This window comes from Saliphagus sp. LR7 (assembly GCF_003344565.1).
Lineage (GTDB): Archaea > Halobacteriota > Halobacteria > Halobacteriales > Natrialbaceae > Saliphagus > Saliphagus infecundisoli.
This window is the reverse complement of the sequence record NZ_QPND01000002.1, coordinates 207,650-225,970: the sequence shown is the minus strand read 5'-3', so window position 1 is coordinate 225,970 and position 18,321 is coordinate 207,650. Positions and strand designations below refer to the sequence as shown.

General features: G+C 67.1%; 17 protein-coding genes. 12 read left to right on the top strand and 5 right to left on the bottom strand.

Features of this window, described 5'->3' with window-relative positions:
* Positions 1 to 46 precede the first annotated feature (46 nt).
* A complete protein-coding gene (gene lipA, locus DVH23_RS03735) occupies positions 47 to 1,066 on the top strand; it encodes a lipoyl synthase (protein ID WP_255565197.1) in 1,020 nt (339 codons plus the stop codon).
* A 2-nt stretch (positions 1,067 to 1,068) separates the two neighbouring features.
* Here lipA and DVH23_RS03730 read toward each other — a convergent pair whose 3' ends face one another.
* Together DVH23_RS03730 and DVH23_RS03725 are read right to left on the bottom strand one after the other, a co-directional pair.
* On the bottom strand, positions 1,069 to 3,276 hold the full coding sequence (locus tag DVH23_RS03730) for an alkaline phosphatase PhoX (RefSeq protein ID WP_114576097.1): 2,208 nt from the start codon (positions 3,274 to 3,276) through the stop codon (positions 1,069 to 1,071).
* Between the two features lie 237 nt (positions 3,277 to 3,513).
* Positions 3,514 to 3,933 (bottom strand): hypothetical protein, encoded by a 420-nt coding sequence (locus DVH23_RS03725; protein ID WP_114576096.1) that lies wholly within the window; start codon positions 3,931 to 3,933, stop codon positions 3,514 to 3,516.
* Between the two features lie 436 nt (positions 3,934 to 4,369).
* Between DVH23_RS03725 and pdhA the strand changes: the two genes are divergently transcribed.
* The 5 genes from pdhA to DVH23_RS03700 are packed head-to-tail and all read left to right on the top strand — an operon-like array spanning position 4,370 to position 10,461.
* On the top strand, positions 4,370 to 5,479 hold the full coding sequence (pdhA, locus tag DVH23_RS03720; RefSeq protein WP_114576319.1) for a pyruvate dehydrogenase (acetyl-transferring) E1 component subunit alpha: 1,110 nt from the start codon (positions 4,370 to 4,372) through the stop codon (positions 5,477 to 5,479).
* Between the two features lies 1 nt (position 5,480).
* On the top strand, positions 5,481 to 6,470 hold the full coding sequence (locus tag DVH23_RS03715) for an alpha-ketoacid dehydrogenase subunit beta (protein WP_114576095.1): 990 nt from the start codon (positions 5,481 to 5,483) through the stop codon (positions 6,468 to 6,470).
* Entirely contained in the window at positions 6,470 to 8,047 is a 1,578-nt protein-coding gene (locus DVH23_RS03710; RefSeq protein WP_114576094.1) for a 2-oxo acid dehydrogenase subunit E2, read from the top strand. Before DVH23_RS03715 ends, DVH23_RS03710 begins: the two co-directional genes overlap by 1 nt.
* A 57-nt stretch (positions 8,048 to 8,104) precedes the next feature.
* Positions 8,105 to 9,580, top strand: a complete 1,476-nt coding sequence (gene lpdA, locus DVH23_RS03705; protein ID WP_114576093.1) for a dihydrolipoyl dehydrogenase — start codon at positions 8,105 to 8,107, stop codon at positions 9,578 to 9,580.
* Positions 9,581 to 9,618: 38 nt separating this feature from the next.
* A complete protein-coding gene (locus tag DVH23_RS03700) occupies positions 9,619 to 10,461 on the top strand; it encodes a sugar nucleotide-binding protein (protein ID WP_114576092.1) in 843 nt (280 codons plus the stop codon).
* Between the two features lie 84 nt (positions 10,462 to 10,545).
* Here the strand turns inward: DVH23_RS03700 and DVH23_RS03695 are convergent, their stop codons facing one another.
* Together DVH23_RS03695 and DVH23_RS03690 are read right to left on the bottom strand one after the other, a co-directional pair.
* A complete protein-coding gene (locus tag DVH23_RS03695) occupies positions 10,546 to 10,989 on the bottom strand; it encodes a halocyanin domain-containing protein (protein WP_114576091.1) in 444 nt (147 codons plus the stop codon).
* Between the two features lie 70 nt (positions 10,990 to 11,059).
* Positions 11,060 to 11,752, bottom strand: coding sequence for a hypothetical protein (locus tag DVH23_RS03690; RefSeq protein WP_198667826.1), 693 nt, complete (start codon positions 11,750 to 11,752; stop codon positions 11,060 to 11,062).
* A gap of 246 nt (positions 11,753 to 11,998) precedes the next feature.
* On the opposite strand from DVH23_RS03690, the gene DVH23_RS03685 reads away from it, so the two are divergent.
* Positions 11,999 to 13,207 (top strand): CaiB/BaiF CoA-transferase family protein, encoded by a 1,209-nt coding sequence (locus tag DVH23_RS03685; RefSeq protein ID WP_114576090.1) that lies wholly within the window; start codon positions 11,999 to 12,001, stop codon positions 13,205 to 13,207.
* A 10-nt stretch (positions 13,208 to 13,217) separates the two neighbouring features.
* On the opposite strand, the gene DVH23_RS03680 is transcribed toward DVH23_RS03685, so the two are convergent.
* Positions 13,218 to 13,832, bottom strand: a complete 615-nt coding sequence (locus tag DVH23_RS03680) for a TetR/AcrR family transcriptional regulator (RefSeq protein WP_114576089.1) — start codon at positions 13,830 to 13,832, stop codon at positions 13,218 to 13,220.
* Between the two features lie 104 nt (positions 13,833 to 13,936).
* Here DVH23_RS03680 and DVH23_RS03675 point away from each other — a divergent pair, with 104 nt between their 5' ends.
* The 5 genes from DVH23_RS03675 (at position 13,937) to DVH23_RS03655 (ending at position 18,301) form a co-directional block, all read left to right on the top strand.
* Positions 13,937 to 15,292: an amidohydrolase family protein gene (locus DVH23_RS03675; RefSeq protein WP_114576088.1), complete on the top strand. Its 1,356-nt coding sequence runs from the start codon at positions 13,937 to 13,939 to the stop codon at positions 15,290 to 15,292.
* A gap of 46 nt (positions 15,293 to 15,338) precedes the next feature.
* The gene (locus DVH23_RS03670; RefSeq protein WP_114576087.1) at positions 15,339 to 16,223 is read left to right on the top strand and encodes a fumarylacetoacetate hydrolase family protein; all 885 of its coding nucleotides are present in this window, start codon (positions 15,339 to 15,341) and stop codon (positions 16,221 to 16,223) included.
* Positions 16,224 to 16,456: 233 nt separating this feature from the next.
* Positions 16,457 to 16,903 carry a DUF4870 domain-containing protein gene (locus tag DVH23_RS03665; RefSeq protein ID WP_114576086.1) on the top strand — a complete coding sequence of 149 codons (447 nt, stop codon included), beginning with the start codon at positions 16,457 to 16,459 and terminating at the stop codon, positions 16,901 to 16,903.
* A gap of 3 nt (positions 16,904 to 16,906) precedes the next feature.
* On the top strand, positions 16,907 to 17,380 hold the full coding sequence (locus DVH23_RS03660) for a hypothetical protein (RefSeq protein WP_114576085.1): 474 nt from the start codon (positions 16,907 to 16,909) through the stop codon (positions 17,378 to 17,380).
* A gap of 39 nt (positions 17,381 to 17,419) precedes the next feature.
* A complete protein-coding gene (locus tag DVH23_RS03655) occupies positions 17,420 to 18,301 on the top strand; it encodes a hypothetical protein (RefSeq protein WP_114576084.1) in 882 nt (293 codons plus the stop codon).
* The last annotated feature ends 20 nt before the right edge of the window (positions 18,302 to 18,321 follow it).

Below are 18,321 nucleotides of genomic sequence, written 5' to 3'. Positions count from 1 at the left end.
TTCGGGAAGGTTCCTCAGTACATCCCGCGAATCAGCATATATACGTTTGGATATTTCCTTTGCAAACAGGAGTCGTGGCGGATCACGGAGGTGGGTTTTTCACCACCGAGACACCAGTGACGGTATGAGCCGCTCGCGAAAGCCCGGCTGGCTGAAGACGCGACCGCCCTCGGGCCGGGAGTTCGCCGACATCCGGGAGACGCTTCGCGACCACGACCTCCATACGGTCTGTGAGGAAGCCAACTGTCCGAACTTGGGCGAGTGCTGGAGCGGGGGCGAGGGAGGAAGCGAGGGCGGCACGGCGACGTTCATGCTGATGGGCGATCGCTGCTCGCGGGGCTGTAACTTCTGTGACGTCGAGACCGGGGGAATGGAAGCACTCGATCCCGACGAACCCGAAAACGTCGCCGAGGCTGTCGCCGAGATCGGCCTGGACTACGTCGTCCTCACGAGCGTGGACCGCGACGACCTGCCCGACCAGGGCGCGGGCCACTTCGCCGAGACGATCCGCGAGATCAAAGCGCGCCATCCCGGCATCCTCGTGGAGGTCCTGATCCCCGACTTCCGGGGCGAGGAGGAGTTGGTCGAAAAGATCGTCGAAGCAGACCCGGACGTGATCGCCCACAACGTCGAGACCGTCTCCCGGCTCCAGACCCCCGTTCGGGACCGGCGAGCGGGCTACGAGCAGAGCCTCTCGGTACTGGAGTACGTCGATCGCGTCTCCGAGATCTACACCAAGACCTCGATCATGCTCGGCCACGGCGAGTACGACCACGAGGTCTATCGCACCCTCGCCGACTGCCGGGAGGCCGGCGTCGACGTCGTCACCCTGGGCCAGTACCTCCGGCCCTCGGAGTCCCATCTCCCCGTGCGCCGGTACGACCACCCCGGGAAGTACGAGACCTGGCGTCGGGTCGCCGAGGAGGAACTGGGCTTTCTGTACTGTGCCAGCGGCCCCATGGTCCGATCGTCGTACCGTGCCGGCGAGCTGTTCGTCGAGGCCGTCCTCCGGGAGGGAGAGAGCGTCGAGCGGGCCCGCGAGCGAACCCACGCGGTCGGAAACTGACGTTATCGGAGCGGACGTGCGGGGCTCGTTCTCGATGGCACCGCCGGCCCGACTCCGCGTCTGGCGTCCTGGTCGTCGTTCCCATCGTCTCCATCGTCTCCGTCGTCAGCCTCGTCATCATCGCCGTCCGCCGCGCCGGCGTCGCTTCCGGTCCCGTTACCACGAACCTCCTCGGGCGTGTAGACGTAGAGGCAGTCGTTCGAGTACGACCGCCCGAGCTGGGCGGCGTCCTCACAACAGAGCACCCGCCCGTCGTCCATCACGTAGACGTTGTCGACGTTGATCAGCGCGTCGTCGGCGACGTCGGCTGGATCGGTGGCGTCGGGGCCGACGATGACGGGCTCGAGCGTCGAGACGTCGTACTCCTCGTCGAGTCGCCCCCGGTAGACGATACCGCCGTCGACGCGGTCGAGCCGGATTTCGCCGTCGTCGTCCGCCATCCCCTCGTTGAGCTCCGAGATGCCGAAGTAGACGTAGTCGCCGGGACCGGCGCCGTCAACGCTGTCGACGCCTTCGGCCTTCCGGAACTCGATCGTCGCGCCGATCTCCTTTGCGGCCGCGCGGGTCTCGAGGAACGGCACTTTCCGGAGCTCGTCGTCGACGCCGTCGTAGCCCTCGCTCTCGTACTGGCTCGCCCACTCGACGATCTCCTCGTTCGTGACGTAGTTTCGGTTCCCGTTCTCGATCACCTCCCGGTCGGCTTCCTCCATGATCTCCTCGGTGACCTCGTCGCCCTCGTTCCAGTCGGAGTGAGCCTCGAGGTAGTCGGCCTGGGTGACGTCGTCGTACGTCTCGATCCAGCCGGCGATCTCCGCGTTCGAGCCGTGGGCCATCGGGATCCAGTCGATCTCGAGGGGGACGTCCGCGGGCGACCCGCCCCGTGCAGCGGCCGCGTTGGTCACGAGCGGGGCGTAGAGGGTTCCCGAGAGCGCCATCGGGTCGTCGTAGCAGGTGATCTTCCGGTCGGCGACGAACTTATAGATGCCCTTGTTCACGCCGTCCGAACAGCCATAGACCGTCTTCAGGTCCGACTGGACGTCGGGTGCCTCCCAGGAGGCCCGTCCCATCACGTAGTACTTGACCGGCTCCGGGGTGTCGGCCGTTGGCTCGCGGATGTCGACGTGGTAGCCGTAGTCGTAGGGGTTGGGGTAGACGTCAGCGATCGGGGTTGTGGCGCTCTCGTCGCCGCCCTGATCGATCGGGTCGGCTCCGAGGTAGTACGCGAGGAACTCGACGCCGGTCAGCGCCCACGAACCCTGGACGCTCCAGGCATCGTCGCCGTAGTAGCCGTCGACGGCCTCCTGGATCGCACTCGGGTTCGGCCGGTTCCAGAACTGGGCGGCGCCGGTCAGCCCCTTGCCCGAGCCGGTCTCGACGATCTCGCCGGCGGTCGCCATCGGCGTGACCCGCGGATGGGCGTAGTTCTCCTCGGAGGAGAGCATCGTGTTCCACGGGCTCAAGTCGCCGTAGCAGTTGATTCGGGTGCCGCCGATCTCGCGGAACGCCTCGGTGTTCGCGATGTTGATCGCGTGCTCCAGGTCGGCTTCCCACTCGCCGTCCACACAGGAGATCGGGATCCGCGAGACGTTTCCCGGGCTGTTCTCCCAGTTGGTGAAGAGATAGCCCTCGGTTCCGTCGTCGTCAGTGGCGACGAACTGGTTGCAGTCGGGGTTGTACGCCGCGTCGCCGTACTGGGTCCCCGCGAAGTTCACGGCCTCGCCGTCGGGCGTCGAGCCGGTCGCCGACGTGATGTTCACGCCGTCGGGCGTCTGGACGACGCCGAGTTCCTCGCTCCCGCCGTTGATCGGATCGTGGCCGTGTGCGAGATACGTGAATCCGCCGCCACCGCCGCGGACGACCCCCCGTTCCTCGTTGGTCTGCGGGGTCGAGAGCTCGTCGAACTCGTCGCTCTCCCCGTTCATCGTGAACCGAAAGCCGCTGAAGTAGCCGATCCCGGCCTCGGCGTAGGGACCGGGGTTCTCGCGGCTCGGATGCTGGACGCTGTACAGCGGCGTCCCGTCCTCGAAGACGAACGGTCCCGTCACTTCGGCGCCGAGCGCCGTCGAGGAGAAGCGTTTGAGCTCGCCCCGCACGTGCGGTGCGTGCGGCGTGTCCCCGTCTTCCTGGGCGCTCGCCGTGGTTGCCACGCTCGCGCCGAGCGAGGCCGCCACCGACGTCGCCATCAGCTTCCGCCTGGTGAACTCGACCATGCGGTCGATTCCACCGCATCTATTTTAAAGACGTTTTATAATATCACTCCGTACGAATCCGACCCATCGGTGGGTATCGGGACCGATATATAGCGGTCCTTTCGGGACGTACTCCGCGGGAGGACTCCCGATAACAGGTCCGAGAACTGCCGGGATCGGTGAACGGAAAACCCGGTCGACGTGACTATCGCCGGTTTCGTCGCCGTAGCCGTTTCGTGCGCCGGATCCGGCTGCGAGTCACTCCATCCCCCGCTCTCTCGCTCCGTTCCGGATCTCCTCGGCGCGTTGGCGGACCCAGGAGACGTACCGGTCGACCTGGGCCGTCTTCACGCCGTAGAAGGAAGCGACCCAGTTCTCGTCGGTGAAGGGCTGAGTCAGGAAGTACGCCGCGAGGGTGTCCCGTCCGGCCTGGATGATCTCCGGCGGGACGCCCCGTTCGCCGGTGCCGGCCTCCTCGAAGCCGTTGACGTCGAAGTAGACGTCCACGTACAGCTCGGCGAGGTCGGGATCGTCGAACTCGAGTCCCTCGTGGCCCGGCGCCTCGAACCGGTAGCTGGGGCCGTCCCGGGAACGGGTTTCGACGATGCGGACGTCGAGAACGTACGCCGCGTGGATCGACTCCTCCTCCATCGTGGCCGGGTCGTCGGTTCGTGACATGGGTAGGGTCGTCGGTCGGGTTCCGCCCGGAAAGCGGGTCGACACACGTCAACGTCCCCGAACGGGCGCTTAAACGTATATAATTCGGCTATGAGCGCCCTCGAGCCCCCAGTATCCCTATATAGGATCAGGGAGGTTCCGGAGGGCGGTTCCACCGCTCGCGAACCGGGTCCCGGAATCGGTCGCCAGCATCTCGCGTCGGATGTGGGGACGGCCCGAAACGGGACCCGCTCGAGGGATCGGTAGCCTGGCCGGGACGGTGGACCGTTCGACCCCCGGCCCGTATTCTGCGGATTGGGTACCGACCGGCGGTTTCGGTGGTCGATAGGTCGGTATCCGGCGGTTGCTGGCAAGAATCGTACCGAGAGCAAGCTATTTACGAAATGCCTTTAACGCGAGCGATAGAAGATGAAGATATGTGCCGGAGGGCTTCGCCGTGAGTACGCTACAGTCCGATCCCCGAGAGCGCGTACAGGTGTTAGACGAGTCGGGCGAGGTCGTCGAGGGGGCTCGAGTCCCCGACCTCTCCGAGGAGGAGTTCCTCGAGATCTACGAGGACATGCGTCTGGCTCGCCGGTTCGACGAGCGGGCCGTGAGCCTCCAGCGCCAGGGCCGGATGGGGACGTACCCGCCGCTGTCGGGCCAGGAGGCCGCCCAGATCGGGAGTGCCTACGCCCTCGCCGACGACGACTGGATGTTTCCGAGCTACCGGGAACACGGCGCCTCGCTCGTGCGCGGTCTCTCCCTGAAACGCACCCTGCTGTACTGGATGGGCCACGAGACGGGCAACTACATTCCCGAGGACGTCAACATCTTCTCGGTGGCGGTACCGATCGCGACCCAGATCCCCCACGCGACCGGCGCGGCGTGGGCGTCGAAGCTGAAAGGCGAGGAGAGGGCCTTTCTCTGTTACTTCGGCGACGGCGCCACCAGCGAGGGCGACTTCCACGAGGGACTGAACTTCGCGGGCGTCTTCGACACCCCCACCGTCTTCTTCTGTAACAACAACCAGTGGGCGATCTCGGTCCCCCGCGAGCGCCAGACCGCGAGCGCGACGCTCGCCCAGAAGGCAGAAGCCTACGGCTTCGAGGGCGTCCAGGTCGACGGGATGGACCCGCTCGCGGTGTACAACGTCACCCGAGACGCCATCCGAAAGGCGAAGGATCCCGCCGAGGACGAACTCCGGCCGACGATGATCGAGGCCGTCCAGTACCGCTTTGGCGCCCACACCACCGCCGACGACCCCTCCGCGTACCGCGACGACGACGAGGTAGAGGAGTGGAAGGCAAAGGACCCGATCCCCCGTCTCGAGACGTTCCTGCGGGACAACGGGATGTTGGACGACGACCGCGTCGAGACGATCGGGGAGCGCATCGAGGACGAGGTGGCCGACGCGATCGAGGCCGCCGAGGAGGTCGAACGGCCCGAACCCGAGGAGATCTTCGCACACGTCTACGAGGGGATGCCCAAACGGCTCCGGCGCCAGATGGAGTGGTTCGACTCGATCCGCGAGAAACACGGCGACGACGCGCTTCTGGAGGAGTAAGATGGGCAAAACCGAAACCGAATCACACACGCTAGTCGAATCGGTCCGCGACGGCCTCGCCGGCGAGCTAGAGCGCGACGAGGACGTCCTGGTGATGGGCGAGGACGTTGGCGAGAACGGCGGGGTCTTCCGGGCGACGGAGGGCCTCCACGCCGAGTTCGGCGACGACCGGGTGATCGACACCCCCCTCGCCGAATCCGGGATAATTGGCACCGCCATCGGGATGGCCGCCTACGGACTGAAGCCAGTCGCGGAGATCCAGTTCCTGGGCTTCATCTACCCCGGATTCGACCAGATCGTCTCCCACGCTGCACGCCTGCGAACGCGCTCGCGCGGGCGATTCACGTGTCCGATGGTCGTTCGTGCCCCCTACGGCGGCGGGATCAGAGCCCCCGAACACCACTCCGAGTCCAGCGAGGCCTTCTTCGCCCACCAGCCCGGGCTCACCGTCGTCGTCCCGAGTACCCCACACGACGCCAAGGGGCTGCTCGCGAGCGCGATCCGCAGCCCCGATCCGGTGATCTTTCTCGAACCGAAGCTGATCTACCGGGCGTTCCGCGAGGACGTTCCGACCGAGCCCTACGAGGTGCCGATCGGCGAGGCCGCCGTCCGCCGCGAGGGAACGGATATTTCGGTCTACACCTGGGGCGCGATGGCCCGGCCGACGATGGAGGCTGCCGAGGAACTCGCTGGCGAGATCGACGTCGAGGTGGTCGATCTCCGGACGCTCTCGCCGCTCGATGAAGAAACGATCGTGGAGTCCTTCGAGAAGACCGGGCGAGCGGCGATCGTCCACGAGGCGCCCAAGACGGGCGGCTTTGGGGCCGAAATCGTCGCGACCCTCCAGGAGCACTCGCTGCTCTACCAGGAGGCACCCATCGAGCGCATCGCAGGGTTCGACGCGCCGTTCCCGTTGTATAGCCTGGAGGACTACTACCTGCCCGAACCGGCACGGATCACGGAGGGCATCAGGGAGGCGGTGGAGTTCTGATGGTCCGGGAGTTCACACTCCCCGACGTCGGGGAGGGAGTCGCGGAGGGCGAACTGGTCTCCTGGTTCGTCGAGGAAGGCGACGCCGTGAGCGAGGACCAGCCCGTCGCCGAGGTCGAGACCGACAAGGCCCTCGTCGAGGTCCCCTCGCCCGTAAACGGCACCGTCCGAACGCTCCACGCAGAGCCGGGCGAGGTCGTCCCCGTCGGGGACGTGATCGTCACGTTCGACGTCGAGGGCGAGTCCGCCGCGGAAACCGAAGCACCGACGACTGAAAACGGCGAACACCGCGACGAATCGACCGACGACGAGAGCGAGGAAACCGCGAGGGTCGAATCGAAATCCGAGGGGGAGCCCGAGACGCCCGACGACCGGGTGTTCGTCCCGCCACGGCTCCGCCGGCGCGCCCGCGAGGAGGGGGTAGACCTCGGCTCGATCGCGGGAAGCGGTCCCGGCGGCCGGGTGACGGAGGCCGACGTCTACGCCGTCCTCGGTGACGGCTCCGAGGCCCGTGAGACGACTCCCGCGACCGACGAGGGCGGTTCGGAGACGACCGAAGCGACGGCGACGGGCGCGGTCGCCGAGGCCGACACCGAGCCCGCAGCCGGAACGGCACCGACGACGGCCGCCGGGAGGGCGGGTGGAGAGGGTGCCGACCGCGACCGCACCCTCGCGGCGCCGGCGACCCGCCGGGTCGCCCGCGAGGAGGGCGTAGATCTGAATCGGGTGCCGGCGAGCGACCGGCGCGACGGCGAGGCGTTCGTCACGCCCGAGGCCGTCCAGGAGTACGCCGCGGCCCAGCGGGAGGCCCAGGAGGCCGACGCCCGGGCCGTCGCCGGCGGTCCGGCGAGTGACGAGGCGGGCGCCCGCGAGACCCGCACGCCGTTCTCGGGGGTCCGGAAACGGATCGCGGAGGCGATGGTCGAGTCGAAGTACTCCGCACCCCACGTCACCCACCACGACGCAGTCGACGTCACCGAACTCGTCGCCACGCGCGAGCGGCTCAAACCCGTCGCCGAGGAGCGGGGCATCTCCCTGACCTACATGCCGTTCGTGATGAAGGCGGTCGTCGCCGCCCTTGAGGCATTCCCCGAAATGAACGCGATGATCGACGAAGAGACCGACGAGATCGTCGAGAAGCACTACTACAACGTCGGCGTGGCGACGGCGACCGACGTCGGCCTGATGGTTCCAGTCATAGAGGACGTAGACCGGAAGGGACTGCTCCAGCTCTCCTCGGAGATGAACGAACTGGTCTCCCGGGCCCGCGAGCGCTCGATCAGCCCCGACGAACTCCGGGGGTCGACCTTTACCGTGACGAACGTCGGCGGCATCGGCGGCGAGTACGCCACCCCGATCATCAACTACCCCGAGGCCGCGATCCTCGCGATGGGCGAGATCAAACGCAAGCCCCGCGTGGTCGAAGGTGAGGACGGCGAGGAGACGATCGAACCACGGTCGGTGATGACCCTGTCGCTGTCGTTCGACCACCGGCTGATCGACGGCGCGACCGGCGCGCGCTTTACCAACGAGGTCATGCGGTATCTGGAGAACCCAGACCTGCTCCTGCTGGAGTAGGGGAAACTCGCGGCAATTCCTGCGATTTTATACGGTCGGCGGGCGAGGAAGGAACCAATGGTCGTCGGAGACGTCACAACCGGAACGGACGTGTTGGTGATCGGCGGCGGGCCCGCGGGGTATACGGCCGCGATACGGGCCGGACAGCTTGATCTGGACGTGACCCTGGTCGAGCGGGAGGCCTACGGCGGCACCTGCCTCAATCACGGCTGCATCCCCTCGAAGGCGCTCATCACGGCGAGCGACCTCGCCTACGAGGCGGGCCACGCCGAGGAGATGGGGATCCACGCCGACCCCGCGATAGACCTCTCGGGGATGGTCAACTGGAAGGACGGGGTCGTCGATCAGCTGACGGGCGGCGTCGAGAAGCTCTGCAAAGCAAACGGCGTCGATCTGATGGAGGGCACTGCCCGGTTCGCCGACGAGGGAACGGTCCGGGTCTCTCACGACGGCGACGGCCAGGGCTCGGAGTCGGTGTCCTTCGAACACGCCATCGTCGCGACGGGCTCCCGACCGGTCGAAATCCCGAACTTCGCGTTCGACGACGAGCCCGTCCTCGACTCGCGGCAGGCGCTCGCGCTCGATTCAGTCCCCGACTCGCTGGTCGTCGTCGGCGCGGGCTACATCGGGATGGAACTCGCGGGCGTCTTCGCGAAACTCGGGACCGATGTGACGGTCGTCGAGATGCTCGCGGGGATCATGCCGGGCTACGAACGCGACCTCGTCCGTCCGGTGAAATCGCGTGCCGAGGACCTCGGGATCGACTTTCACTTCGAACGGACCGCGACGGAGTGGGAGGACGCGAAGGACGGAATCCGGATCCACACCGAGCCCGCGGGCCAGGCGGCCGCCGATGGGGGTGGCCCGGCGGAGACAGCGGACGAATCCGACGCCGAGGACGAACTCGCGTTCGAAGCCGACCACGTCCTCGTCGCGGTCGGGCGTGCGCCGGTCACGGACACGCTCGACCTCGAAAACGCCGGAATCGAGACCGACGAACGGGGCTTTATCCCGACCGACGACCGCGCCCGGACGGAGGTCGATGGGATCCTCGCCGTCGGCGACGTCGCCGGCGAGCCGATGCTCGCCCACAAGGGCAGTGCCGAAGGGAAGGTCGCCGCCGAAGTCGCGGCCGGGGAGCCAGGGGCGATCGACTATCAGGCGATGCCCGCGGCCGTCTTCACCGACCCCGAGATCGCGACCGTCGGCCTCACCGAGGCCGAAGCCGAGGATGCAGGCTACGACCCTCTGATAGGAAAATTCCCGTTCCGGGCAAGCGGCCGGGCGCTGACGGTCGGCGAGACCGACGGCTTCGTCCGGATCGTCGCCGACGACGAGGGCTACCTGCTCGGTGCGGCGATCGTCGGCCCCGAGGCCTCCGAGCTGATCGCCGAACTCGGCCTCGCGATCGAACTCGGCGCGACCCTAGAGGACGTCGCGTCGACGGTCCACACCCATCCCACCCTCGCCGAGGCGACGATGGAGGCCGCCGAGAACGCGCTGGGTCAGGCGATCCACACGCTGAATCGCTGACGGTAACCGTTTTCACTCCGCTGGCAGTTTCTCCGATAATGCCGGAACGAACGCTCGTCGTCGGTACGAGCGGTTTCCTGGGGTCCGAAGTGACCCGTCAGCTCCGGGACGCCGACACTGACGTGGTCGGCACCGTTCACGAAGGGAAGGTCCCGATATCCGGGGTCGAGACGGTCGGGTACGACTTCTGGAACGACGATCTCGGGACAATACTCGACACGGAGGGGATCGAACGGGTCGTCTTCGTAGCGACCGTCGAGCGGGGGGACGGCCGGAATCGGGGGCTCTTCGACCGATCTCTCGATCGGTTCGTGGACGCCTGTCGCGACCGGCGGGTCGTCTACGTCTCGACGGACGCCGTTTTCGACGGTGCTGACGGCCCGTACGACGAGGGTAGCGATCCGTCTCCGGCGAGCGAGTACGGACGGCGCGTCCGGGCGTTCGAACGGGTCCTCGAAGATCACTGTCCCGACCACTGTATCGTCCGGCCGAGTTACCTCTATGGCTTCTCCGGGGGAACGCTCGATCCTCGACTCGCGGCTACGCGTGAGCGGATCCGTGACGGCGAGACGGTCGCGTACTTCGAGGATGCCTACAAGAGCCCGATCTCGATCGGCGACGCGGCCGAAATCGTCACCGACCTCACCCGCCACGAGGTGACTGGCGTCGTTCACGCCGCCGCCCCCAGAACGAGCATCCACGAGTTCCATCGGGCGGCGATGGACGCGCTCGGCGAGCCCGCAGGACGGGTCGTCCCGGAATCGGTTCCTCCCGAGTCCGACTACCCGCGCGATACGTCGCTCGTCTCGGGCCGGCTCGAGTCGGTCCTTGGAGCCGACCCGGGACCGGTTTCGGAGGCTCTCGAACGGTCGAGGCCCTGATTCGGACGGTCGGTTACAGGTCATTGCACCGCCGGTCGAAACACGGCACTTCGATCGACCGGTACATCGTTGTCACCGACCGTATCAGACGACGTCGACGGCGCCTTTCATCCCCTGGCGTTCGTGAGGCGTACAGACGTAGGCGTACCTACCCTCCTCCTCGAACGTGTGTTCGAACGTGTGGCCCGCCTCCCCGGTCTGGTCGCTCTCGAAGGTGCCCTCGCGTTCGACGACGTTGTGGCGGCCGCCCGCCCCGGTCCACTCCCAGACGACGGTCGCTCCCCGGTCGACCCGGATCGCCGTCGGGAAAAAGGCGAGGCCGTCCCTGCCGGCACCGACCTCGACGCCCGTCTCTCCCTCCCCGGTCCGGTCGACCGTCCCGGGATGGTCGGCGTTTCCGAGCCAGCCGCCGTAGTCGGGTTCGTTCTCGACCATCTCCTCGTCGGCGTAGGGGTCGTCCTCGCCGAGACAGCCCGCAAGCGCGAACGTGCAGGCGGCGAGGAGGGGGCGTCGCGAGGTCGATCGCATATCCCCGTTTTCGGGGCCGGCGCCATCACGGTTTCGAGCCCGCCCGGCGTACCCGACCCGCCGGGGCCGGTCAGCCGAGACCGAGCAGCGACCGCACCGTCCGGGTGCGGACGCCACAGTCGCCGGCGTACTCGCAGTGCTCGCACTTCGAGCGGTTGGTGGTCCGCTCGGGCACTCCCTCCATCCCGCGGACGGTCGAGAGCGTCCGGCGGTACTCGGCCTTCCGGCGGATCGAGAGCGTGATCCGACGGATCACGCCGTAGCGAGGGTACTCTACGCAGGCGGTCTCGATCCGTTGCTGGCGGTCCCAGGCCAGGGCCTTCGCCGCCGCGACGGCGTAGACCGACTGGGCGTGCCAGACACCCTGTTCGGGTGGCTCCCCGACCGAGACTATCGAGGGCACGAGGGGCTCCTCGAGCACCTTGTGGACGATCCCGTGGCAGTCCTTGCCCGCGACGTAGACGTCCCGCGCCGCGGGGTCGCGGATCGCCTCCCACCGACCGCTCTCCTCGAGCCGGTTCCGGGTGGCCTCGAGGGTCCGGCGGTACGCCGGGGGATCGACCGCGACCGGTTCGGCCGCGAGGTCGGCGTCGTCGGCCGCCAGCAGGTCCGAATACCGGACGGCGAGCGACCGCCGGTCGCCCACCTCGGGAGGCGGTTCGCGGTCGTCCTCCCGATCCCGGTAGTAGTACTTTCGGGGGCAGTAGGCGGCCGTGCGGAGGTCACTGAGCGCGACCAGCGAACCGTCGTCCGCGGGAGTCACGGGGCGTCTGGCCACCCGATCGTATAAAACCCGCGGACGGAGTGGATCGGTCGCGGACTCCCGCTCGCGGCGGTCCGTCAGGGGGATCGGCCCGCGGCCGGAACCATCGTCGACAGGTTTACCAGTCGGTACTCCGACTCCCTACAGGAGCGTGCGGTACGGTTCCATCCATCGTACCGTGGGCGGCCCGGCGGGAATCATGACATTCGAACGCATGCGGCGACTCGGCGACGCCGGAGAGGGGCCATGAGCGGACGGATACTCGAGGGCGTGACCGTTCTGGATCTCTCGACGTTCGTCACCGGTGGCTTCTGCTCGGCGATGCTCGCCAACCAGGGCGCGGAGGTCCTCAAGGTCGAACAACCCGGCTACGGCGACGCCATCCGCCACTCCGGACCGCCCTTCGTCGAGGGCGAGTCGCCGTACTACTGGACGCTGAACTACGGGAAGAAGAGCCTCGAACTCGACCTGAAGGAGCCCCGGGCACGGGAGGCGCTGTACGAGTTGGTCGAGGAAACCGATGTTTTCGTCCAGAACTTCCGGCCGGGCACCGCAGAACGTCTGGAGGTCGATTACGACACGATCGCCGAGCACAACGAGGACGTGATCTACCTCGCCATATCGGCGTTCGGCCAGACGGGTCCCTGGCGCAAACGCTCGGGGTACGACCTGCTGATCCAGGGGATGAGCGGGATCATGAGCGTCACCGGTGAGGCCGAGCGCCAGCCGGTGAAAGTCGGTCTGCCGATGACGGACCTGATCACCGCGATGTGGGCCGCCTTCGGCGCGACGACCGCGCTCTACCGCCGCGAGCGCACCGGCGAGGGCGAGTACGTCGATCTCGGGATGCTCGAGGCGACGCTGCCCTGGCTCACCAAACAGGCCGGGATGGCCTTCGCCGGCGAGAAGACCGGACGGATGGGGACGAAAGATCCCGTTCTCGCGCCCTACCAGACCTACGAAACCGCGGACGGCTACCTCAACGTCTGTGTCCTCAACGAGAAGCTCTGGGCCGAACTCTGTGGGGCCATCGACCGCCCCGACCTCCCCGAGGACGACCGCTTCGAGACGAACGCAGACCGGGTCGAACACGTCGAGGAACTCGAAGCGGAGCTGGAGGCGACCCTCCGTGAACGGACGACCGAGGAGTGGATCGAGGTCATCGCCGAGGACGCCGGAGTTCCGGCCGGGCCGGTCTACGACGTCGAGGAGGCTCTGAACAATCCCCAGATCGAGGCCCGGGGGACGATCACCGAACTCGAGCACCCCGAACTCGGGACGATCCCGGTGATCGAACACCCGCTGAAGTTCGAGGGCGCCGACAGCGGCTTCGAACTCCCGCCGCCGCTGTTAGGCGAGCACAACCGCGAGGTGTTCCGGGAACTGGGCTACTCCGAAGGAGAGATCGACGAACTGGCCGAGGCGGGCGTTTTCGGGGACGACGGCGGGGAGTGAAGTTCACCAGTCAGTCGTCGGCGGACAGCGAGTCGAGGACGAACTCGTCGATGGCCCGCCGCGCTTCCCGGGGGGCGTCCTCGTGGCCCAGCGCGATCCGGCGCCCGCGGGCGGCGTGGATGACGTCCGTGAGGAGTTGGCCCATCAACTCGGCGTCCACGTTTCGGAACTCCCCCTCCTCGATTCCCCGCTCGACGACCTCGACGACGCTCCCGCGGATCCGGTCGTAGTGGTCGTCGAACAGCGCCCGGTGGTCGTCGTCGTTCTGGGCGTAGGTGTAGAGTTCGTGGTAGACCTTCATCCGGTCCCAGTGGCCGAACTCCTCGAACTCTGGGCCGAACAGACACTGGTCGATCCGGGCGTCGAGTTCCGTCCTCGGGTCGGCGTCCTCCTCGACCTCGACGCTTCCCTCGTACTGGTCGATGACGTACTCGAGAAACGAGGACATGAGGGCGCGCTTTCCCTCGAAGTGGTAGTGGATCACTTGGCGGGTCAGGTCCATCTCCTCGCCGATGTCGCGCATCCGGAGGTCCGTGTAGCCGTGTTTGCTCAGCGCGCGGAAGGTCGCCTCCATGATCACGTCCTCGGTGTCCTTCGCCGAGACCGTCTCGCCGGGGTCGCTCATACCGACTCTCGTAGAGAGACCCACATAACACGAACGTTCCGATCCATCGCGTCCCTTACCGGGCGGTAAAGTTTTACCCTCGCGGTCAGATTACCGTACCGCCCATGACACGAACGATCGTGAAGAACGGAACCGTCGTTTCCCTCGATCCGGAGATCGGCCAACTCGAGGAGGGGGACGTCCTGATCGAGGAGGGAGAGATCGTCGAGATCGGACGCGGGCTCTCGACGGACAACGCCGACGTCATCGACGCCGAGGGCCGGATCGTCCTGCCGGGGTTCGTGGATTCGCACGTTCACCTCGCACAGACCCAGGTCCGGGGGATTGCGGGCGACTGGTCGCTCATGGGCGAGTACTTCGAGCACATGCTCGGTAACGTCACCGGACTCTACCGGCCGGAGGACATGTATCTCGGCGGCCTCTTCGGCGCCTTCGAGAAGCTCCATACGGGGACGACGACGGCCCTGGACTGGTCGTACCCGAACACGCTCGAACACGGCGATAGAGCGGTCGACGCGCTCCGGGACGCCGGACTGCGTGCGGTGTACACCTACGGCCCGCCGGGCGACGACGCCGCCAAGTGGTGGTTCGAGAGCGACGTCGGCCTGCCCGAGGAGAACGTTCGTGACCTCTACGAGGAACGGATCCGCGACGACGACCTGCTCGGCCTGGCGCTCGGGCTCCGGGGACCGGATTTCTGTACCGACGACATCGCCCGGGCCGATCTGGAACTGGCCCGCGACCTCGGCGTCCCCGCGACGGTCCACATGGGTGCGGCGTGTTGGCCCTCGTCGGTCTACGGCGACGACTACCAGGGCTTTGGCTGTCTCGAGGACATGCTCGATTCCGACGTCAACGTCGCCCACGGGAACCACTTCTCCCAGGAGGACGTAGACCACGCCGTCTCCCAGGGAGTCTCCTTCTCCTCGACCCCCGAGGTCGAGATGCAGATGGGCCACGGCATTCCGGTCACCGGGAAGGTTCTCGAAGCTGGCGGCCGGCCGGCCTGGGGCGTCGACGTCTGTTCGGACGTCAGCGGCGACGTGACTTCCCAGATGCGGATCGGGCTCCAGGTCCAGCGAATGTTCGAGAACCAGGCGATTCTGGAGGGTCACGAGGAGGTCACCGAGGTCGGGATCACCGCGCGGGACACCCTCGAGATGGCGACGATCGAGGGCGCGAAGGTCCTGGGGTTAGAGGAGGAGATCGGGACGCTCACGCCCGGCAAACGCGCCGACCTCATCACGATCAGAGCCGACGACTTCATGACGGCACCCTCCCACTCGCCGATCCAGACCGTCGTCTTCCAGGCCGATCCCTCCCACATCGACACGGTGCTCGTCGACGGCGAGGCGGTCAAACGCGACGGCGAACTCCTGAACCCCAAAGTCGAGGGGGAGTTCGACCGGTTCGTCGAGTCGGGCCTGCGCCTGATGGACGAAGCCGGGATCGATCTCTGAGTACGGACCAAAGTACCTACCACGACACCCATCCACGTATCCACCTATGCGCCTCGGACAATACCGAACGGAAGACACGAACCGCCCGTGGTGTGGCGTCTCGACCGACGACGGCGTCGTTTCCCTCCCGGAAGCCAGCGAGAGCGCCGGAATCGAGATCGGCCCGGGAACGACTGACCTGCTCGCCGGCTGGGAGTGGCAGCGAAAGGCCGAGTTGGCCGTCGAGTACGCCGCCGAGACGGGGATCGGCCTCCACGACCACGAAGCGGTCGAACGGGCCGCCCCCGTTACCGACCCCGGGAAGATCGTCTGCGTCGGGCTCAACTACCGGGACCACGCCGAGGAGGGCGACAACCCGATCCCCGAGGAACCCGTCCTCTTCTCGAAGTTCCCGACGTGCGTGACGGGGCCCGAAAGTTCGATCGCGTGGGACCCCGAGCTCACCGAGAAGGTCGATTACGAGGCCGAACTCGTCGCCGTCATCGGCCGGGAAGCCCGCCGGGTCGATCCCGAGGAGGCCATGGAGTACGTCGCCGGCTTCACCGTCGGCAACGACGTCTCCGCGCGGGACCTCCAGCACGGCGACGGCCAGTGGGTTCGGGGCAAGAGCCTCGATACGTTCGCGCCGATCGGCCCCGACCTCGTGACGACCGACGAGATTGAGGACCCCCACGACCTCGAGATCTGGACCGAGGTGAACGGCGAGCGCCTCCAGGAATCGACGACCGACCAGCTGATCTTCGGGATCGACGACCTCGTCGCCTTCTGCAGTCGGGCGTTTACCCTCCGACCGGGGGACCTGCTCTTTACGGGAACGCCCCCCGGCGTCGGCGTCTACCGGGAGCCGCCCGTGCTCCTGGAGGACGGCGACAGCGTGACGGTGGGGGTCGAGGACATCGGCGAGTTGACCAATTCCTGTCGGTACGGGTAGTCGGCCGGGAGACGGGCGGAACCGCTCGGATACGGGTCGACTCCCTCCCGCCTCCGGGACCGGAGCCGAACCCCCTCCCGTGGCAGACGCGGCGGGCCTCGACGGGTGTTTCACCCCCCGAGACGATCCCACCTCGTGAGACAATCCCACCCAATTAATATATCTGACTATCACCCCTGTTGACTGGTAGGAGAGGAACCGCCACGGGACGGCTATCCTCACCGAGACAACAAATGGCAAGCAAGACATCAGACGTGGATATCGAGGCGGAGGCTGCGGCGGAACCAACGGAGCCGACCGAAACCGGATCGGGACTGGACGAGAACGTCGCGGGGGCGCTCTCGTATCTGTTCGGGTTCGTCACAGGACTGATCTTCTTCCTGATCGAAAAGGAGAACCGGTTCGTGCGGTTTCACGCCGCCCAGAGCATGGTCGTTACCGGCCTGCTCTTCCTGGCGTACGTCGCTCTCAGCATCGTCGGGACCGTCATTTCGACGGTGCTGTTCGCGAGCACGAGCACGTTCCTCGTCGGCAGCATCGTCTCGCTGGTCCTCGGACTGGTCTGGCTGGCGCTCATCGTCGGCGGGTTCGCGCTCTGGGTCTACCTCATGGTCAACGCCTACCGGGGCGAGACCACCCGACTACCGGTGGCCGCGGGGATCACCGACAAACTGGTCTGAGCGGTGGTTCCCACGAACCGGGGGGAGAAACCGACGGCAAGGGTCGAGACCTACGTCGACGACGAATACGGCTACCGGCTCGTGTACCCCGCCGACTGGCGCGTCGAGGCCGAGCCGGCGGGCGGGGCGTCGTTCGACGACCCGCGGGGATCGGCCGGCGCGACCGTCACCGTCGACGACGGCGTCGACTGCACGCTGACGGCGTACGTCGCGGCCTTCCTCGACGCCCTCGAGGCCGACGACCACATCGGATCCCTCGAGGCCCTCGACCGCCGGGACGTCGCCCTTGAGGGCGGACGAACGGCGAGCGTGGTCGAGTACGCCTACCGCTCGGACGGCGAACGCTGGCGGCTCACCTACCTCTTCGCGCTCGCGGAGGGGACCGGCTACGTCCTCGGGGTGGACTGGAACGACGAGGACGACCTCGACGAACTCGCGACGCGGGTCGCCGAGTCGTTCGCCCTCGAGACGGACTGAGGACGGACCGGAACCCGAAAACGACACGGACGATACATCATGCACGAACCACGCGGACGAACCGGACTGGATCGCCTCTTGAACATTCGGCTCACTGCCCACACCCTCGTGGTGGTGGCGGTCGTCCTCTCGGTCGCCCTCGCCGGGTGTACCGGGATGGGCGGGCTCGGCGACCTCGGCGGCGAGGACGACGGCGTCGCGGAGGCAGACTCCGCCGACGACGGCGAGAGCGACGGGAACAGCGGCGACGACGCGGCGGACGACGGCGCCAGTTCGGACGGTGCCGGGGATAGCGACGACGCGGGCGATGGCTCGTCGGGAGCGGGCGCCGACGATAGCGACGGCGACGTCGGCCTCGACTCGATGGTCGGCGACGGCGCGGACGGCGAGTGGTTCAACCTGAGCGCTCCCGGCCACTATGCGTTCGATCTCGCCGGAATGGACGAGGAGACGGGTGAACAGGTCACCGGCCGGCTGGTCTACGACATCGAGGACGCGGGCAACGAGGAGGTGACGACGAGCATCGACTACGAGTTCGGTACCGAACAGTACCAGTCGACGACGACCGGGCCCGCCGACGAAGTGATGGGGCAGCTGTTCCTCACCCAGGCCCACGCGCCCGTGCTCGCCCTCCAGAGCGCTTCCCTGCTCTACTACTTCGAGATGGGCTTTACGGACCCCTCGGTCGGCAACCGCAAGCAGACCACGGTCGACGGCCAGACCCAGGTCACCGAAGTGGTCGAGGAACGCTCCTACGCGGGCGTCGACTGCTACTTCGTCGAGACGACCGTCGACGGCGAACTCTCCCAGCAGAGCTGCCTCCGCGGCGCCGACGGCGGGATCGCCCCCTACGTCGCGACCTACACCGAGGACGGCGACCTCGAGCTCGAGGTCGAACTCGCCGACTACGAGTCGCGGTGACGAGGGAGTTCACCATGGCG